19 protein-coding genes are annotated in these 17,663 nt (G+C 61.1%); 9 read left to right on the top strand and 10 right to left on the bottom strand.

Translation table 11 applies throughout. The annotated features are described in order from the left end of the window. Positions 1-33: 33 nt before the first annotated feature. The 3 genes from AC1RMF_RS12315 to AC1RMF_RS12305 all read left to right on the top strand — a co-directional run bounded on the left by AC1RMF_RS12315 (position 34) and on the right by AC1RMF_RS12305 (position 1,839). Positions 34-699 (top strand): TetR/AcrR family transcriptional regulator, encoded by a 666-nt coding sequence (locus tag AC1RMF_RS12315; RefSeq protein ID WP_342620636.1) that lies wholly within the window; start codon positions 34-36, stop codon positions 697-699. 10 nt (positions 700-709) lie between these two features. After that, positions 710-1,483 (top strand): hypothetical protein, encoded by a 774-nt coding sequence (locus AC1RMF_RS12310; RefSeq protein WP_493141747.1) that lies wholly within the window; start codon positions 710-712, stop codon positions 1,481-1,483. Positions 1,484-1,584: 101 nt separating this feature from the next. Then, positions 1,585-1,839, top strand: a complete 255-nt coding sequence (locus AC1RMF_RS12305; protein WP_342620634.1) for an acyl-CoA-binding protein — start codon at positions 1,585-1,587, stop codon at positions 1,837-1,839. Between the two features lie 36 nt (positions 1,840-1,875). Here AC1RMF_RS12305 and AC1RMF_RS12300 read toward each other — a convergent pair whose 3' ends face one another. After that, the gene (locus tag AC1RMF_RS12300; RefSeq protein ID WP_342620633.1) at positions 1,876-2,181 is read right to left on the bottom strand and encodes a polyhydroxyalkanoic acid system family protein; all 306 of its coding nucleotides are present in this window, start codon (positions 2,179-2,181) and stop codon (positions 1,876-1,878) included. A 28-nt stretch (positions 2,182-2,209) separates the two neighbouring features. Between AC1RMF_RS12300 and AC1RMF_RS12295 the strand changes: the two genes are divergently transcribed. Next, positions 2,210-2,539 (top strand): DUF1840 domain-containing protein, encoded by a 330-nt coding sequence (locus AC1RMF_RS12295; protein ID WP_342620632.1) that lies wholly within the window; start codon positions 2,210-2,212, stop codon positions 2,537-2,539. Between the two features lie 15 nt (positions 2,540-2,554). Here the strand turns inward: AC1RMF_RS12295 and AC1RMF_RS12290 are convergent, their stop codons facing one another. From AC1RMF_RS12290 to AC1RMF_RS12260, 7 genes are all read right to left on the bottom strand, one after another. Continuing rightward, on the bottom strand, positions 2,555-3,808 hold the full coding sequence (locus tag AC1RMF_RS12290; RefSeq protein ID WP_493141745.1) for a phenylacetate--CoA ligase family protein: 1,254 nt from the start codon (positions 3,806-3,808) through the stop codon (positions 2,555-2,557). 165 nt (positions 3,809-3,973) lie between these two features. Beyond that, positions 3,974-4,786, bottom strand: coding sequence for an ABC transporter ATP-binding protein (locus AC1RMF_RS12285; RefSeq protein ID WP_493141743.1), 813 nt, complete (start codon positions 4,784-4,786; stop codon positions 3,974-3,976). 210 nt (positions 4,787-4,996) lie between these two features. Next, on the bottom strand, positions 4,997-6,328 hold the full coding sequence (locus AC1RMF_RS12280; protein WP_493141741.1) for an ABC transporter substrate-binding protein: 1,332 nt from the start codon (positions 6,326-6,328) through the stop codon (positions 4,997-4,999). 52 nt (positions 6,329-6,380) lie between these two features. Beyond that, complete coding sequence (locus AC1RMF_RS12275) at positions 6,381-7,457, bottom strand: branched-chain amino acid ABC transporter permease (protein WP_342620628.1); 1,077 nt, start codon at positions 7,455-7,457, stop codon at positions 6,381-6,383. A 9-nt stretch (positions 7,458-7,466) separates the two neighbouring features. Further along, positions 7,467-8,393, bottom strand: a complete 927-nt coding sequence (locus AC1RMF_RS12270) for a branched-chain amino acid ABC transporter permease (RefSeq protein ID WP_493141739.1) — start codon at positions 8,391-8,393, stop codon at positions 7,467-7,469. An 11-nt stretch (positions 8,394-8,404) separates the two neighbouring features. Next, complete coding sequence (locus AC1RMF_RS12265; RefSeq protein ID WP_342620626.1) at positions 8,405-9,190, bottom strand: ABC transporter ATP-binding protein; 786 nt, start codon at positions 9,188-9,190, stop codon at positions 8,405-8,407. Positions 9,191-9,205: 15 nt separating this feature from the next. Further along, positions 9,206-11,152, bottom strand: a complete 1,947-nt coding sequence (locus tag AC1RMF_RS12260; protein WP_493141737.1) for an AMP-dependent synthetase/ligase — start codon at positions 11,150-11,152, stop codon at positions 9,206-9,208. A gap of 174 nt (positions 11,153-11,326) precedes the next feature. Between AC1RMF_RS12260 and AC1RMF_RS12255 the strand changes: the two genes are divergently transcribed. The 4 genes from AC1RMF_RS12255 to AC1RMF_RS12240 all read left to right on the top strand — a co-directional run bounded on the left by AC1RMF_RS12255 (position 11,327) and on the right by AC1RMF_RS12240 (position 14,026). Beyond that, a complete protein-coding gene (locus AC1RMF_RS12255) occupies positions 11,327-12,052 on the top strand; it encodes a Crp/Fnr family transcriptional regulator (RefSeq protein ID WP_493141735.1) in 726 nt (241 codons plus the stop codon). After that, entirely contained in the window at positions 12,052-12,702 is a 651-nt protein-coding gene (locus AC1RMF_RS12250; RefSeq protein ID WP_493141734.1) for a Crp/Fnr family transcriptional regulator, read from the top strand. Before AC1RMF_RS12255 ends, AC1RMF_RS12250 begins: the two co-directional genes overlap by 1 nt. Before the next feature lie 99 nt (positions 12,703-12,801). Beyond that, positions 12,802-12,993: a YgaP family membrane protein gene (locus AC1RMF_RS12245; protein ID WP_342620622.1), complete on the top strand. Its 192-nt coding sequence runs from the start codon at positions 12,802-12,804 to the stop codon at positions 12,991-12,993. 88 nt (positions 12,994-13,081) lie between these two features. Beyond that, complete coding sequence (locus tag AC1RMF_RS12240) at positions 13,082-14,026, top strand: pseudouridine synthase (RefSeq protein WP_493141732.1); 945 nt, start codon at positions 13,082-13,084, stop codon at positions 14,024-14,026. 10 nt (positions 14,027-14,036) lie between these two features. Here the strand turns inward: AC1RMF_RS12240 and AC1RMF_RS12235 are convergent, their stop codons facing one another. After that, a complete protein-coding gene (locus AC1RMF_RS12235; RefSeq protein WP_493141731.1) occupies positions 14,037-14,273 on the bottom strand; it encodes a hypothetical protein in 237 nt (78 codons plus the stop codon). Positions 14,274-14,408: 135 nt separating this feature from the next. Between AC1RMF_RS12235 and htpG the strand changes: the two genes are divergently transcribed. Then, positions 14,409-16,391: a molecular chaperone HtpG gene (gene htpG / locus AC1RMF_RS12230; protein ID WP_493141729.1), complete on the top strand. Its 1,983-nt coding sequence runs from the start codon at positions 14,409-14,411 to the stop codon at positions 16,389-16,391. Positions 16,392-16,460: 69 nt separating this feature from the next. Here htpG and AC1RMF_RS12225 read toward each other — a convergent pair whose 3' ends face one another. Continuing rightward, positions 16,461-17,600 (bottom strand): M14 family metallopeptidase, encoded by a 1,140-nt coding sequence (locus AC1RMF_RS12225; protein ID WP_493141727.1) that lies wholly within the window; start codon positions 17,598-17,600, stop codon positions 16,461-16,463. Positions 17,601-17,663 lie beyond the last annotated feature (63 nt).

Raw genomic sequence — 17,663 nt, 5'->3', positions numbered from 1 at the left:
CAACCACATCGTCACCAAGGCGTCTGCAAGAACATGGCAAAAAAAGCTCCTCGCCGAACCGCCGAGCGCATTCTGGAAGTGACGCTGGAGCTGTTCAACCGCTTTGGCGAACCCAATGTCTCCACCACGCTCATTTCGTCCGAGATGGGCATCAGCCCTGGCAATCTGTACTACCACTACCCCGCCAAGGACGAGCTGATCAATGCGCTGTTTGACCGGTACGAGGTGGCGCTCAACGGGCTGCTCAACGCCAGCGACAACGTGCGTGATGTGGAAGATGCCTGGTTCTTCATGCACAGTTTGTTTGAGCTGATCTGGCAATACCGTTTTCTGTACCGCGACCTGAACGATCTGCTGAGCAAGAATCGCCGGCTGGAAACGCATTTCCAATCCGTACTCAAGAACAAGACCCGATCTGTGAAGGCCATGCTGGACAGCATGAACCGCTCGGGAGCCATCCGCATCGACCAGCGCGAAATGGAGCCCACCGCGACCAGCATGGTCGTGGTGCTGACCTACTGGCTCAGTTTTGAATATGTGCGCGATCCGCGCAAGGCGCTTGAGCCGGAAAGCGCCCAGGCTGCACTGTTGCGGGGTGCGCACCATGTACTCAATCTGCTGGCGCCGTATCTGGAGGCGGGTCAACGGACCCATCTGCTGAGTCTTGTCGGCGCCTACGCAGGCAATGTAGACCACTGAAAGACGCAACATGGGCCGATGGACCGCATTCAAACCTCGTGGGCACTTCAGTTACACCAGTCAGACCATCAAGAAGCAGTGGGCACGGTTGCATGCCGCCGACTGCGTGCCTCTCCCCGACGACGCAGACATTCTGGAAGCGTGGACGCTGTTTCACAACGGCTATTTCGAAGAGGCCTGCCAGCTGGGCCTGGCGTTAGACGGTGCGGGCACTACCGTTGCCAACAAGGCCACCTGTGTCTACGCCACATTGCTCGAGCCCAATGAGCCTGAGCGACTGCGTCTTTTGCAATCCGCTTGCGAGCGCGCCACGGCACACACGCTCAGCACTCCAGAAGATCCCAACGCACACTATCTGCTGGCCTACGCCCTGAGCCGCTACAGCCGGGGCATCAGTGTGGCCCAGGCTCTGGCCCAGGGACTGGGTAGCCGCATCAAGAATGCGCTGGAGACGGCCATCGCACTGCAGCCCCGGCATGCCGACGCCCACTTTGCGCTGGGCGCCTTCCATGCGGACATCATCGACAAAGTGGGGCCCCTCATAGGCAACATGACGTATGGCGCCAAACGCGAAACCAGCCTGCAGCTATTCCAGAGCGGCTTTGCGCTGCACCCGCACTCCCCCTTCGGGCTGGTCGAGTATGCAGCTGCCCTGCTCATGCTGGAGGGTGACACCCAGCATGCCCAGGCCACCAAGCTCTACCGACAAGCAGCAGCCCTCAAACCGCTGGACGCGCATCACTACCTGAAGATTTCGCTCGCCAAAAACGGCGTCCCGGGCTAACTCTCATCGGTGGTTTTCACTCGCCTTAAGATACAGGGTAAACACTGATCCGCGGGCAAGCCCGCTGAACGGTCCGATTTCAACTTTCGCCCGGAGAACCCATGTCAGATCTGAAGACCCTGTTTGAAACCGCTGTTGCCAACTCCAAATCCCTGACAGAGCGCCCCGACAACAGCACGCTGCTCAAGATTTACGGCCTGTACAAGCAGGCAACGGCTGGCGACAACGTGGACAAGAAGCCCGGCTTCTCCGACATGGTGGGTCGCGCCAAATGGGAGGCTTGGGATAGCTTCAAAGGATTGACCAGCGACGCCGCCATGCAGCAGTATGTGGACCTGATTGACTCCCTGAGCTGAACGCTCTGCGCCCAGACATAGCGCCTCTTGCAGGCGCTATTTTTTTGTCCCGCCCGTCTTCAGCAGGGAGTCCAGATTTTTGACGATTTCCGCCTCGATCTTGTCTTTGAACGCACCCAGCAGAAAGCCGAGCTTGGCTTGCAGTACAAACCGGTCCTTGGTCACTTGCAAGGTGCCATTGACGCCGGATCGGGTGAAGTGGATGGTGTCCTCCGCCTTGCCCTCGGCATAGGCGCATTCCATGCCGAATTCGTTTGTTGCCTGTTCTGCCCATGCGTGCGCCACCTTGCGCGCCGCTGCCATTCCGAGCGTGTGCTCTCGGAATATGTGAAGATCCGCCATTGCCCTCATCCTTCAAGTAATCAACACCATGTACAAATTCAAATCTCCGGCCACTGGTGACCTGATCATGCTGGAGCCCAACGGGCGCCAGATCCTGACCATCCTCGGACGCAGCGACGCCGCGTCGCAGGCCAAAGGGATTTTGCTACCCGAGCATATGCCAGAAGCCATTGCGGCCCTGGAAGCCGCGATCCAGGCCGACGAAGATCAAAAGGCGCAGTTGGTGAAAGAAGCGCTGGCCAAGGGTGAAGCGGCGCCGCGTTTTGAAGGCATCTCGTTGCGCCAGCGCGCGGTTCCCTTCATTGACATGATCAAACGCTGCATCAAAGAGGAAAAGGAAATCGTCTGGGGTGTCTGAAATGTCCCAGCCAACTCATTTGTAGCTGCGGATATCGTCAATCACCTTGCCATCGTTGGGCAGGGTACCAGGGGCATGCAGCTCCACCGTGCCACGCAGCTTGGTGACATCGCGGATCGCTTCACCGATGCGCGCGGCCAAGGCCGCGTCCGTGGATGCGGACTCCACCTTGAGCGTCATCACATCATTGGCCATTTCACCACTCACCACCAGTCGAGCGCGCCGCAGCTCCGGGAAGCGCTTGACCACTTCGTCCACTTGCTTGGGGTGCACGAACATGCCGCGGATCTTGGTGGTCTGGTCCGCGCGCCCCATCCAGCCTTTGATGCGGGTGTTGGTGCGCCCGGTCGGGCATTGGCCCGGCAGCACGGCAGACAGATCACCGGTGCCAAAACGGATCAACGGGTAGGTCGGGTTGAGCGTGGTCACCACCAGTTCGCCGACCTCCCCTTGCGCCACCGGGTCGCCCGTACCGGGTCGCACGATTTCGACAATCACGCCCTCATCCAGCACCAGACCTTCGCGCGCAACGGTCTCGTATGCAATCAATCCCAGATCAGCCGTGGCATAGCACTGGTACCCGTCAATGCCGCGTGCGGTGAACCAGTCGCGCAAGGAGGGAGGGAAAGCCTCCCCGCCAAACATCGCCTTCTTGACCGTTGGCAAATTCACACCCAACTCGGCCGCCTTCTCCACAATGATCTTCAGAAAGCTGGGCGTACCGATATAGCCCGCCGGCTGCAACTCGCGCATGGCCTGCACCTGCTGCTCGGTCTGGCCGGTCCCCCCCGGGAACACGCTGCACCCCAGGGCATGCGCACCGGTTTCCATCATGGAGCCCGCTGGCACGAAGTGGTAGCTGAAGGAGTTGTGGATCAGCTCGCCGGCGCGGAATCCAGCCGCATAGATGGCACGCGCCATGCGCCAGTAATCCCGCGCTGTACCTTCGGGTTCGTAAATCGGCCCAGGGCTGGCAAAGACGCGCGTCATGGATGCTCCAAAGGTCACGGCGCTGAAGCCACCAAACACATCACCGCCTGCAGCACGCGCCGCCTGCTGACGCTCCTGCAACTCCGACTTGCGGATCACAGGCAAGCGTGCCAATGCATCCCGACTGGTCACCGCAGCGGCGTCCACATCGGCCAACAAAACCGCAAACGCCGAAGATGATTTCTTGGCATGGGCAACCTGCGCCGGCAGTGCAGCCAACAACGCAGCCTCACGCTCTGCCGGCGAACGCGTCTCCAACGCATCAAATGTGTCACTCATACCCGAATCTCCTCATACAACCCATCACAGATCGGCGTGGCGGCAAAGCGCAGCAAGCCGCCCCAACAGAAACACCGTGGAACCGGCTTCGCCGGGCCACCGGTGTTGCCCCCTGCAAGGGGGAAAGCGAAGCGACACGCAGTGCGCGCAGCCGGGGGGTGTACGTCAAGCCAACCACCGCTTACGCCGCTTGTAACTTTTCACATCCTTGAAGCTCTTGCGCTCCCCGCCCCCCATGCCGAGATAGAACTCCTTCACGTCTTCATTGCTGCGCAGATCGGCTGCGGCGCCATCCATCACAACGCGGCCGGATTCCATGATGTAGCCGTAGTCCGCATACTTGAGCGCCATGTTGGTGTTCTGCTCAGCCAGCAAAAAGGTCACGTTTTCCTTGGCATTGAGGTCTTTCACGATCTCGAACACCTCTTCCACAATCTGCGGCGCCAGGCCCATGGAAGGCTCGTCCAGCAGCACCATGCTGGGATTGGCCATAATGGCCCGTCCGATGGCGCACATCTGCTGCTCGCCACCCGATGTGTAAGCTGCCTGGCTGGTACGGCGCGTCTTGAGGCGCGGAAAATAGGTATAGACCTTCTCCAGGTTGGCGGCGATCTCGGCCTTGCTCTTGCGGGTGTAGCCACCGGTGAGCAGGTTGTCTTCGATGCTCAGGTGGGCAAAGCAATGCCGCCCTTCCATGACCTGCACCACTCCGCGCTTGACCAGATCGGCAGGCGACAGGTTCTCGATGCGCTCACCGCGCAACTCGATCGACCCCTTGGTCACCGCCCCACGCTCTCCGGCCAGCAGGTTGGAAATGGCGCGCAAGGTGGTTGTCTTGCCCGCCCCATTGCCCCCGAGGATGGCCACGATGCCTCCTTCGGGCACCTGCAGGGACACGCCCTTGAGCACCAGGATCACATGGTTGTAGATGACCTCGATGCCGTTGACGTTGAGAACAATGTTGTTAGGTTCACTCATAGCGAAATTTCCATAGAGACCAGTTGAAAGACCCGCACAGCGGCCCTTTCAACTGGCGGCCCGACCGGACCACCAGACACGCATCGCACTAGCGAGCGCAGCGAAGCGTGACCTCCAGAACACCGCGGAACCGGCTCAGCCGGTCCGCTGGTGTTGCCCCCTGCAAGGGGGAAAGCGCTGCCACACGCAGTGGGCAAGCCGGGGGGTGTATCAGGACTGACAATCGGAAGCTTCGCGCCGGGTCAGCTTCTTGTCGGCCAGGTACTTGTCGGCACCCGCCTTGACCATGGGCTTGATGATTTGCTCATCGGCCTGGTACCAGTCTGCTCCCACATTCCACTTGGTGCCGTCCCAGGTTTCGACACGTGCCCAGGTGGAACCCATGTGGTCGGCACAGCTGGTGCTGATGGGGCGGATCACGCCGGTCAATCCCAACGCCGCCAGCTTCTTGTCATCCAGCGCCAGGTTTTCCAGGCCCCAGCGCACTTGTTCGCCGGTCATGACCTTGCCCTTGCCAAAGCGCTCTTGCGCGCGGCGCACAGCTTCCACGCCCAGGGCCTGGATGATCACGCCGCGGGTGTAGAGCACCGAACCGACTTCTTCCTTGGGTCCGGTACCTTGGCCTTTGTCATGCACGTACTTCAGGATGTCCTGAATCACCTTGGGTTGGGTGCCGGACGTATTGAGTGCCAGCGCGCTGTAGCCCTTGGCGCCTTCGCCCACATCCTTCACGTCGGGCTCGGCACCGGCCCACCACACGCCATACATCTTGTCGCGCGGATAGCCCGTGGCCTGGGCTTCCTTCAAGGCAGTGGAGTTCATCACGCCCCAGCCCCACAGCAGCACATAGTCAGGACGGTTCTGGCGCACCTGCAGCCAAGCCGCCTTCTGGTCCACGCCAGGCGCTGTCACCGGGATCAGGCCCAGATCAAATCCCAGCTGGCGCGCACGTTCCTGCAGCAGCGGAATGGGCTCCTTGCCAAACGGGCTGTCGTGGTAGACCAGGGTGATCTTCTTGCCCTTGAGCTTGTCCAGACCGCCTTCCTTCTTGCCCAGGTGCTGGATCAGGATGTCGGCGCCGGTCCAGTAGCTGCCCATCAGCGGGAAGTTCCATTTGAAAGCCTGGCCATCCTGTGCCACCGAGAGGCCGTAACCCAGGGTGATCAGCGGCACCTTGTCGTTCACCACTTTTTCAGTCAGTGCAAAGGTGATGCCCGTGGCCTGCGGATCGAACAGTGCCACACCAGGCTTGCTCTTGAGGCGCTCATAGCACTCCACGCCACGGTCGGTGGCGTAGCCGGTTTCGCACTCCTCATAGGTGATCTTCACGCCATTGATGCCGCCGTCCCGGGCGTTGATCATCTTCAGGTAATCCTGCTTGCCGTTGGCCCATGGCACACCATTGGGCGCGTAGGGACCGGTGCGGTACGACAGCAGGGGAAAGAACTGCTCCTTGGCCTGGGCGAAGGCGCTGTTCGCCGCCAGACTGGAACCAATGACCACCACCAGGGCGGCCGAGCGGGCTAGGGCATGAAGCTTCATTTGTCTCTCCTAAAGTTAGTGTTGAAGCACGGAAAAAATCGGACTACGGAAATCAATGCGGGAAGGGCCAGAGTCGTAACTTCTGCTTGCCAATCGCCCACAGCTTGGCCAGGCCGTGGGGCTCCACAATCAGAAACCACACGATCAGACCGCCGAACACCATGAGCTCCGCGTGGGAGATGCTGGCGGTGGAGATCTCGAACCCCAATGCGCTCGTGACGGCTGGAAGAATCTGGCTGAGTGCAATGGGCAATATCACGATGAAGGCTGCACCAAAAAAGCTGCCCATGATGGAACCCATGCCGCCGATGATGACCATGAACAGCAATCGGAACGACTGGTCCACCGAGAACGCTGCAGGCTCCCAGGCACCCAGATTGATAAAGGCCCACAGGCCGCCGGACACGCCTACGATGAACGAGCTGACCGCAAACGCGCTGAGCTTGGCGAACATGGGGCGAATGCCGATCACGGCTGCGGCCACGTCCATGTCACGGATGGCCATCCATTCCCGTCCGACCGCACCCCGCACAAGGTTCTTGGCCAGCAATGCAATGACGGAGAGCAGCAACAGGCAGAACCAGTACTTTGCCGCAGAGCTCTCCAGTGAGAAGCCGAACACCTGCAGGTTGTTGACCGACACCGAGCCGCTGGAGGAGTTGTTGGTGAACCACTGCACGCGCAGGAACAGCCAGTCGGCAAAGAACTGCGCCGCCAGCGTGGCAACGGCCAGATACAGCCCCTTCACCCGCAAACTGGGCAGGCCAAACACCATGCCAAACAGCATGGCACATACGCCGCCCAGCACCAGTGCCAGGATCAGCGGCATGCCGTCAATGCGGACAAAGAAGTTGTACGCCGCGTAGGCCCCCACCGCCATGAATGCACCCGAGCCCAGTGAAATCTGACCGCAATAGCCCACCAGAATGTTCACGCCGACGGCGGCCAGTGACAGGATGAGAAAGGGAATCAGGATGGCGCGGAAGATGTAGTCACTGGCCAACATGGGCACGATGACAAAGCCCACGACCAGCAGCACCAGCATGGCAATTCGGTCCTGCAGGATCGGCAGTATCTGCTGGTCCGCGCGGTAGCTGGTTTTGAATTGGCCGTTTTCTCTATAGAACATGTGTATCTCTCAAACGCGATCGATGATCTTCTCGCCGAACAACCCTTGCGGACGGATGAGCAGGAAACCCAGCGCCAGCACATAGGCAAACCAGATTTCAATGCCGCCTCCCACAAACGGCCCGAGGTAGACCTCGGACAGCTTCTCGCCCACACCGATGATCAGTCCGCCCACGATGGCGCCCGGTACGGAAGTGAGTCCGCCCAGAATCACCACCGGCAAGGCACGCAATGCCACCGTAGTCAGCGAGAACTGGGCGCCCAGCTTGCTGCCCCAGATCATTCCGGCCACCAGCGCGACCACGCCAGCCACACACCACACAATCACCCAGATGCGGTTGAGCGGTATGCCAATGCTCTGAGCCGCTTGGTGGTCATCGGCCACGGCACGCAGTGCGCGGCCGGTGGCTGTCTTCTGGAAGAACAGGCTAAGCAGCGCCACCAGGGCAGCAGCGATGATGGCTGCGTAGAAGTCTTCCTTGTTGATGAGGACGCCGCCCTCGAAAGTGCTCTCCAGAATCATCACCGGGTCTTTGGGCATGCCGATGTCGATCTTGTAGACGCTGCTGCCAAACAACGACTGGCCCAGGCCTTCCAGGAAATAGGTGATGCCCAGCGTGGCCATCAGCAAGGTGGTGCCTTCCTGGTTGACCAGATGGCGCAACACCAGCCGCTCGATCACCCAGGCCACCACAAACATCACGGCACCGGCAGCAATGAAAGCCAGCAGGTTGACCGCAAAGATCTCGGTGATGCCCAGCGCCGGAATCCACTCCGAAAAGCGCGCCATCGCCAATGCCGCAAACAGCACCATGGCGCCCTGCGAGAAGTTGAACACGCCCGAGGCCTTGAAGATCAGCACAAAGCCCAGCGCCACCAGCGAATACAGCATGCCGGCCATCAGGCCACCCAGCAAAGTTTCCAGAAAAAATGCCATGGTCGTCTTCCTTAGTGGGATGTGCCGAGGTACGCGCTGATCACGTCTTCGTTGTTGCGCACTTCATCCGGAGTGCCGTCGCCAATCTTCTTGCCGTAGTCCAGCACCACCACGCGGTCGGAGATGTCCATCACCACGCCCATGTCGTGCTCGATCAGCACCACGGTGGTTCCGAATTCGTCGTTCACATCCAGCACGAAGCGGCACATGTCCTGCTTCTCTTCCACGTTCATGCCGGCCATGGGCTCGTCCAGCAGCAATACCTGCGGCTCCATGGCCAACGCCCGGCCCAGATCCACGCGCTTTTGCAAGCCATAGGGCAACTGCCCCACCGGCGTCTTGCGGTAGGCCTGGATTTCCAGGAAGTCGATGATGCGTTCCACCGCCTCGCGGTGCATGATTTCTTCGCGCTCGGCCGGGCCCAGGCGCAGGGCCTGCATCAGGATGTTGCTTTTGATCTTGAGGTTGCGCCCGGACATGATGTTGTCCAGCACGCTCATGCCCTTGAACAGCGCCAGGTTCTGGAAGGTGCGGCCGATTCCCATGCTGGCCACCTGGTGGCTGTCCATGTGGCTGAAGGTCTGGCCACGAAAGGTGATGGAGCCGACCTGCGGGCGGTAGACGCCATTGATGCAGTTGAGCATGGAGCTTTTGCCGGCACCATTGGGGCCGATGATGGAGCGGATCTCATGCTCCTTCACATTGAAGGAAATGTCCGTCAACGCCTTCACGCCGCCAAAGCTCAGGCTGATGTTCTTGACGTCGAGGATGACGTCACCGATTTTCTTTTTACTCATGGTGCTGTGCGTCTCTCAGGCTGCGGCCTTGACCGGGGCAAACGTCTTGGCGTCATCGATGCGCAAGGTGGCACTCACGCTGCCCGTGCGGCCATCTTCAAACTTGACCACGGTCTCAATGAACTGGCTGGTCTTGCCCTCGTAGAGCGCATCGACCAGGGCCTTGTATTTGTCGCCGATGAAGCCGCGGCGGACCTTGTTGGTGCGCGTGAGTTCACCGTCATCGGCATCCAGCTCCTTGTGCAGGATCAGGAAGCGGCTGACCTGGCTGCCCGCCAGCAGCGCATCGGCGCTGAGGTCGGCATTGACCTTTTCCACACACTCCTTGACCAGTTGGTAGACCTCGGGCTTCTGCGCCAGATCGGTATACCCGGCGTACGGCAGATTGCGGCGTTCGGCCCAGTTGCCGACCGCATCAAAGTCGATGTTGATGAAGACGCACACCTTCTCGCGGCCGTCGCCATAGGCCACCACTTCCTTGATGTGCTGGAAGAACTTGAGCTTGTTCTCCACATACTTGGGGGCAAACATGGCGCCATCGAAGTTGCCACCTTTGAGCCGCCCCACGTCCTTGACGCGGTCGATGATCTTGAGATGGCCATGGGCATCGATGAAGCCGGCGTCACTGGTGTGGTACCAGCCGTCGGCCGTGAGCACTTCTGCCGTGGCCGCCGGGTTCTTGTAGTACTCCTTGAGCAGACCGGGCGACTTCACCAGGATCTCGCCGTTGTCCGCCACCTTGATCTCCACACCGGCGCAGGGCACGCCCACGGTGTCGGCGCGCGCCTGGTTGTCGGGCTGCAGGCAGACGAACACCGCAGTTTCAGTGGAGCCGTAGAGCTGCTTGAGGTTGATGCCGATGGAGCGGTAGAAGCTGAACAGGTCCGGACCAATCGCTTCGCCCGCGGTATAGGCCACACGCACGCGGCTGAAACCCAGGGTGTTGCGCAAAGGGCCATACACCAGCAGATTGCCCAGCGCATAGCGCATGCGGTCCCACAGCCCCACGGACTCGCCATCCATCAAGGCCGGACCGACCTTGTTGGCCACAGCCATGAAGGCGTGGAACATCTTGCGCTTGATTGCGCCTGCGTCCTCCATGCGGATCATCACGCTGGTGAGCAGACCCTCGAACACGCGGGGTGGCGCAAAGTAATAGGTCGGGCCGATTTCCTTCAGGTCTATGGTTGCGGTGGCAGCGGACTCAGGGCAGTTCACCACGTAGCCACAGGCCAGCCACTGCGCGTAGCTGAAGATGTTCTGGCCAATCCAGGCCGGTGGCAGATAGGCCAGCACCTCTTCGGCACTGGTGAGCTTGTCAAACTCGGCCCCGGCACGGGCGCGGTTGAGCAGCGAGTCATGGGTGTGCACCACGCCTTTGGGGTTGCCGGTGGTGCCCGAGGTGAAAAACATGGCGCCCACATCATCGGGCCGGGTCTTGGCCACTGCTTCCTTGAAGAATTCGGTTTGCAGCGCGGCAAAGGCCTTGCCCCGCGCCTGCAGTTCATCCATGGACGCCAGGCCCGGCTCTTCGTAATTGCGCAGGCCGCGCGGGTCGTCAAAAAAGATACGTGCCAGCTGCGGACACTGCGATCGGATTTCCAGCAGCTTGTCGACCTGCTCCTGGTCTTCGGCAAAGGCGAACTTCACTTCCGCGTTGTTGATGGGGAATACGCACTCCGGAGCCGCCGCATCCTGGTACAGCGGAATGGGCACCGCACCCAGCGCTTGCACCGCCAGCATGGTGGCGTACAGGCGCGGGCGGTTGGCACCGATGACCACCATGTGGTCGCCGCCGCGCAGGCCGGCCTGATGCAGACCGGCAGCCAACTCCTCGACCATGGTGGCCAGGCCCGACCAGCTCAGGGTCTGCCAAATGCCGTATTCCTTCTCGCGCATGGCGGGCTCCAGCGGTCGTTGCGCTGCGTGCTGCAATAGCAGTTGCGGGAAAGTCGTTCGCATGCGAATCCTCGTGTCTCTTGTCGGCCCTGCCAATGGAAGCGGGGTCATTCGAATTAAGCGCGATTATTGAACTGGCATTGACGTCAAGTTGTCATTCGGACGACAATTCGACCACTTCTTGGTAGGTGTTTTCCCTTCACTTATTCGCAACTTACAGATTCCCATCGCAACACCATGGCCACCGACAGCCCACTTCACCAACGCCGCCGGCCTTTGACAACCGCCGAGCTGGACGCCATCCCCTGGCTGGGCTTGCTGCAGGCGGACGAACGCCAGCGCGCGGTGGACGATCTGCGCATCTCCGAAGCCCAGCCCGGCGAGTTCGTGTGCCGCATGGGCCGACCCGTAACGTATTGGTTCGGCGTGGTGGATGGCCTGTTGAAGATGAGCACCGACAACGCCGAGGGCCAGACGATGACCTTCACCGGTGTGCCGCCCGGCGGCTGGTTTGGCGAGGGCACTGCCCTCAAGCACGAGGCCTACCGCTACAACATCCAGCCGCTGCGTACCAGCCTGGTAGCGGGCTTGCATGTGGACACGTTTCACTGGCTGCTGGACCACTCCATCGGCTTCAACCGCTTTGTCATGAACCAGCTCAACGAGCGGCTGGGCCAGTTCATCGCAGCCCGCGAGATCGACCGGCTCAACAACCCGGACATCCGTGTGGCGCGCAGCCTAGCCGCGCTGTTCAACCCCACGCTGTACCCTGGTGTGGGTCAGGTGCTGCGCATCACCCAGCAGGAGCTGGCCTATCTGGTGGGCCTGTCGCGCCAGCGTGTGAACGAGGCGCTGACTACGCTGGAAGCCCAGGGCTCCATCCGTGTGGAATACGGTGGCCTGCGCATTCTGGATTTGCAGGCGCTGCGTTCGCAACTTTTTTCCACCCGGAGGTCGCGCTGATGGCTGAGCTGTTGTCCCTGTATCCCACGCTCGAACATGTGACGCCGCCGTTGCCGGCATTGGGCGACGAGGGCAAACCCATCCAGGTTCCGGCAGACACGGTGCTGTTTGGCGAACGTGCCCCCTGTCAGGGCTTCCCCTTGGTGCTGGAAGGCGAGGTCAAGGTATCGCGCCACTCTGCCGATGGCCGCTCGCTGGAGCTATACCGCGTGGTTCCCGGGGAGCTGTGTCTGGTGTCCAGCGCCAGCCTGTTTCGCATGACGCCCATGGCGGCCCAAGGCATCACCACCCGCCCCACCCGGTTGCTGCTGATTTCCCCACCCACCTTCATGCGGTGGCTGGAGACGCCGGCCTTTCGCAACGAAGTGCTGGGCCTGTTTGCCGAACGCATGGCCGACCTCACCGGGCTGATCGACGCCGTCGCCTTTCAGAAGCTGGATCAGCGGCTGGCTGCCACCTTGCTGGGCCGCGGGCAGAACCTGGCGCTCACCCACCAGCAGCTCGCAGACGAACTGGGCACGGTGCGCGAAATCGTGTCTCGGCTGCTGCGCCGCTTTGAACGCGAGGGCTGGGTGGAGCTGGCACGGGAACACATCACCATCCGCGACAGCCTGGCCTTGCGCACCCTGGCAGGTTCACAAGCGGACTGAGCTCCAGGAGACAGCGGCCTGTGACTCAAGTCACAGACTTTGGGCGGGCATTGGGATTCAATGCGTCCATCTACCACTCTTGACGGACAAGGACACACCATGAAAACCAATGAAGGCACCCTGGACCGCGCACTGCGCATCGCAGCCGGACTGATTCTGCTGGCACTGACGCTCACCGGCACCATCGGGCTGTGGGGTTGGATTGGTGTAGTTCCGTTGCTGACCGGCGCCATTGGCATCTGTCCGCTGTACTCGGTGCTGGGAATCCGCACCTGCCCGGTCAAAAACTAGACAGCTTCGGTCACTGCGGGCACCCCGATAGGGGGCATGCCAAAGGTACGCCCGTAAAATGGGCCGGATCGTCCACTTGGCACCGCACATGACCGAACCCAAAGCCCCTCCCGTATTCCGCCGCGCAGCGCCCCCAGCGGGCCGCGCGCCCATTCCGGCGGGGCAAACCAATACGGCGGCCACCGGCCCCAACGGAACCGTGCGCCTGAACAAGCGCATGGCCGAGCTGGGCATGGCCTCTCGCCGCGAAGCCGATGACTGGATCGCCAAAGGCTGGGTAAAGGTCAATGGCAAGGTGGCAGAAATGGGCATGCAGGTGCTGCCCGACGTGCGCATCGAAATCGATCCCAAGGCCAAAGGCCAGCAGGCCAATCTGGTCACCGTGCTGATCAACAAGCCCATAGGCCTGGTCAGCGGCCAGGCCGAAGACGGGCACGAACCCGCCATCACCCTGGTGCAGCCGCAGAACCGCTGGCAGGACGACAACGCCCGCTTCTTCTTCCACCCCAGCCAGCTCAAGAGCCTGGTGCCTGCCGGGCGCCTGGACATTGACTCCACCGGCCTGCTGGTACTGACACAGGATGGCCGCGTGGCACGCCAGTTGATTGGCGAGGATGCCGTCATGGAAAAGGAATACCTGGTGCGCGTGGTCTATACCGGCAAAGACAATGCGGCCGCCGCTATATCCGCCGCCGCCACCTATCCGGCAGCCCCCACGCAGCTGAGCCGGATTGACGACGACGACCCCGTCAGCAGCGATGTGCAGAGTGTCTTTCCCGCCGACAAGCTGGCGCTGCTGCGCAATGGCCTGAGCCTGGACGGCCAGAAGCTCAAACCCGCCCGGGTGGAGTGGCAGAACCCCGAGCAATTGCGCTTTGTCTTGACCGAAGGCAAGAAGCGCCAGATCCGCCGCATGTGCGAGCTGGTGGGACTGAAAGTGGTGGGCTTGAAGCGCGTACGCATTGGCCGCGTGATGCTGGGCAACTTGCCGGTAGGCCAGTGGCGCTACCTGTTGCCGCACGAAAAATTCTGAAAACCGTCGGTCAGCTTTTCTTGACCGGCAGTGGCTGGAACGGCACGGTGTCCTGGAAGTCGGTCTCGGGATCCTTCTTGACCTCTTCCTCATGGGCACGCAGGGTGTGTTCCCACAAGCCCCAGGCGGTATCGGTATTGCTCTCCGTGGCGTCCGGTACCGGCAAAGGATCCAGAAAATGCTCCTTTGCGGCAGGCGCTTCACGCCGCGGATCAGCAGGTTTGGACTTGTCTGGGGGGGTTGCCATGGCGCTATTTTGCATGAAATCGCCGAATCCCATAGGCCCTTGAAATGTCGCTGACCAGCCCCATATTCGCTGAGCTTTGGCCGCAGGGCCGTATCGAGCCGTCAAAATCCCCTGTTTTGGACTTCTATTGAACTTATGAGCAAGCAAACCCTTTCCTTTCAGGCCGAAGTTGCACAACTGCTGCACTTGGTGACCCACTCGCTGTACTCCAACAAAGAGATTTTTCTGCGCGAGCTGATCTCCAATGCGTCTGATGCCTGCGACAAGTTGCGCTTTGAGGCCATCAACAACAGCGCCCTGTACGAGAACGATTCCGAACTCAAGGTCAAGGTGGTGCTGGACAAGGATGCCAAGACCCTCACCATCACCGACAACGGCATTGGTCTTTCTCAACAGGAAGCCATCGACAACTTGGGCACCATCGCCAAGAGCGGCACCAAGGACTTCGTGTCCAAGCTCACCGGCGACCAGAAGGCCGACTCCAACCTGATCGGCCAGTTCGGCGTGGGCTTTTATTCCGGCTTCATCGTGGCCGACAAGATCACGGTGGAATCCCGCCGTGCGGGTCTCAAGGCCGACGAAGCCGTGCGCTGGGTGAGCGACGGCGGTGCCAGCGGCGGCGGCGCCTTCGAGGTGGAAGCCATCACGCGCGAAGCGCGCGGTACCAGCGTCATCCTGCACCTGCGCGAAGACGCCCTGGACTACACCCAGACCTGGAAGGTCAAGGGCATCATCAACAAGTATTCCGACCACATCAGCCTGCCCATCCAGATGGAAAAGGAAGAGTGGAAAGACGGCGAGCTGATCAACCCCAGCGACGAGAACGGTGGCCGCCAGCCCGGCGCCATGGTCAAGACCGGCGAGTGGGAAACCGTCAACAAGGCCAACGCCATCTGGGCCCGTGCCAAGAAGGACATCACCCAGGAGCAATACGACGACTTCTACAAGCAGATCAGCCACGACTTTGAAGCGCCTCTGGCCCACACCCACAACCGTGTGGAAGGCAGCACCGAATACACCCAGTTGCTCTACATTCCTTCCAAGGCTCCCATGGACCTGTGGAACCGCGACAAGAAGGGCGGACTCAAGCTGTATGTGAAGCGCGTCTTCATCATGGACGATGCCGAGGCGCTGCTGCCCAACTACCTGCGCTTCGTCAAGGGCGTGGTGGACTCCGCCGACCTGCCGCTCAACGTCAGCCGTGAACTGCTGCAAGAGAGCCGTGACGTGCGCGCCATCCGCGAAGGCTGCACCAAGCGCGTGTTGTCGGTGCTGGAAGACCTGGCCAAGTACGACAAGGCTCCCGTTGCTGGCGCCGATGGCGTGACCGACGTGCTGTCCGATGAAGACAAGGCCAAGGAAGGCAAGTACACCGGCTTCTATGCAGAGTTCGGCGCCGTGCTCAAGGAAGGCCTGGGCGAGGACTTCGGCAACAAGGATCGTCTGGCCAAGCTGCTGCGCTTTGCCAGCACCCAGAGCGATACGCCGGCCGTGTCCCTGGCAGACTACAAGGCGCGTATGAAGGAAGGCCAGGAGGCAATCTACTACATCACCGCCGACACGCTGGCCGCCGCCAAGAACAGCCCACAACTCGAGGTCTTCAAGAAGAAGGGTATCGAAGTGCTGCTGATGACCGACCGCGTTGACGAGTGGGCACTCAACTACCTCCACGACTTCGACGGCACGCCGCTGCAAAGCGTGGCCAAGGGCGCAGTGGACCTGGGCAAGCTGCAGGACGAAGCCGAAAAGAAGGCTGCCGAGGAAGCCGCCGAGGCCTTCAAGCCGCTGCTGGCCAAGCTCAAGGAAGCGCTCAAGGACAAGGCCGAGGACGTACGCGTCACCACCCGCCTGGTGGACAGCCCGGCCTGCTTGGTGGTGCAAGACCACGGCATGAGCACGCAGCTCGCACGCATGCTCAAGCAGGCCGGCCAATCTGCGCCCGAAGTCAAGCCGGTGCTCGAAGTCAATGCCGAACACCCCTTGGTGAAGAAGCTGGACGGCTCCGTGCATTTCAACGACCTGGCCCACATCCTGTTCGATCAGGCCCTGTTGGCCGAAGGCGGGTTGCCGGAAGATCCGGCTTCGTATGTGAAGCGCGTCAACGCGTTGCTGGTGTAAACCTGTACGCGGCGCGACCAAGCAAAAGGGGCCGCAAGGCCCCTTTTGCTTTTGTGTGAAGTCTGCTTGCTACAGCGCCGCCAGCACCGCCTGCAACACGCTGGCTCCGAGCCTGCGGGAGCGTTCACCGTTCCAGCCCACCAGCGGATCGGGCAGGTTGGCGTTGTCCTTGAACGGCATCTCGATGGTGAACGCCAGGCAGCCGAACAGCTGTGCGACCCAGTTGGTGGCCAATGTGGGGTTGGCAGCGCCCGGCGCACTTTGGCCGTAGTTCCTTTCGTCCTGGAAGTCGGGGCAACTGGCCAACCAGGCCGCCTTGAAAACGCTCTCGCGATCGGCAATGCGGGGTGAGTAGTCCTTGGTGCCTTCCGATCCCACAACGAAGTTGTACGGAAGCACTTCGTCGCCATGCACGTCCAGGCACAGGTCCACACCCGTTTCCAGCATCTTCTGGCGCACCCAAAACACCTCTGGCGAACGCTCAAGGCTTGGCTCCAGCCACTCGCGGTTGAGGTTGGCCCCCGCTGCGTTGGTACGCAGATTGCCCAGCACGGCGCCATCCGGATTCATGTTGGGAACAACATGAAAGACGCATTGCTGCAGCAGGGTGCGGCTGACGGAATCGGAGGTGTCCAGCAGGCGTTCCAGCAGCCCTTCCACAAACCACTCGGCCATGGTCTCACCCGGGTGTTGGCGGGCGATCACCCACACCTTTTTCTTCTCAGCCTGGGGCGTGGTGCTATCACCATCGGTGACATGCAGCAGGGTCATGTCGCGCCCCTGCACGGTCAGCCCCAGATGCTCCTGCGTCACCAAAGGCGAAGCCGACGCCGAGCCCAGCATGTCCAGATGCTGCTCCCAGGAGTACGGCTCGAAATAGGCGAAATAGATGCAACCGCTTTCGGGCCGCACGCGCCCCGTCATTACCTGGCCGTCAAATTCGGTGTCGATACGGAACCAGTGCTGGCGATCATGGCTGGCCATCACGCTATAGCCTTCCCAGCCCTTGGGGTAGGCACACTGGCCGGCATTCAGAAACCGAAGCACCAGCTGCTGGCCCGCAGCCCCCTGCACACTGAAGTGAAACCACTGGGCAAATTCGGCCGCGCTGTCCTTGCGGATGTGCAACTGGATGTCGCGCGGGTCGGTGCAGTTCACGACGTCGATGGAGCCCGAGTCAAAGGCGGTAGAGATGTGCAGAGAAGGCATGAACAATGGCTTTCACGATGGGGAGTGCTGCGCGCCAGGCGCGAGCGGCCATTGTAGGGACAG

The organism is Rhodoferax sp. GW822-FHT04A08, from assembly GCF_058801025.1.
This window is presented reverse-complemented; position numbering and strand designations above follow the sequence as displayed.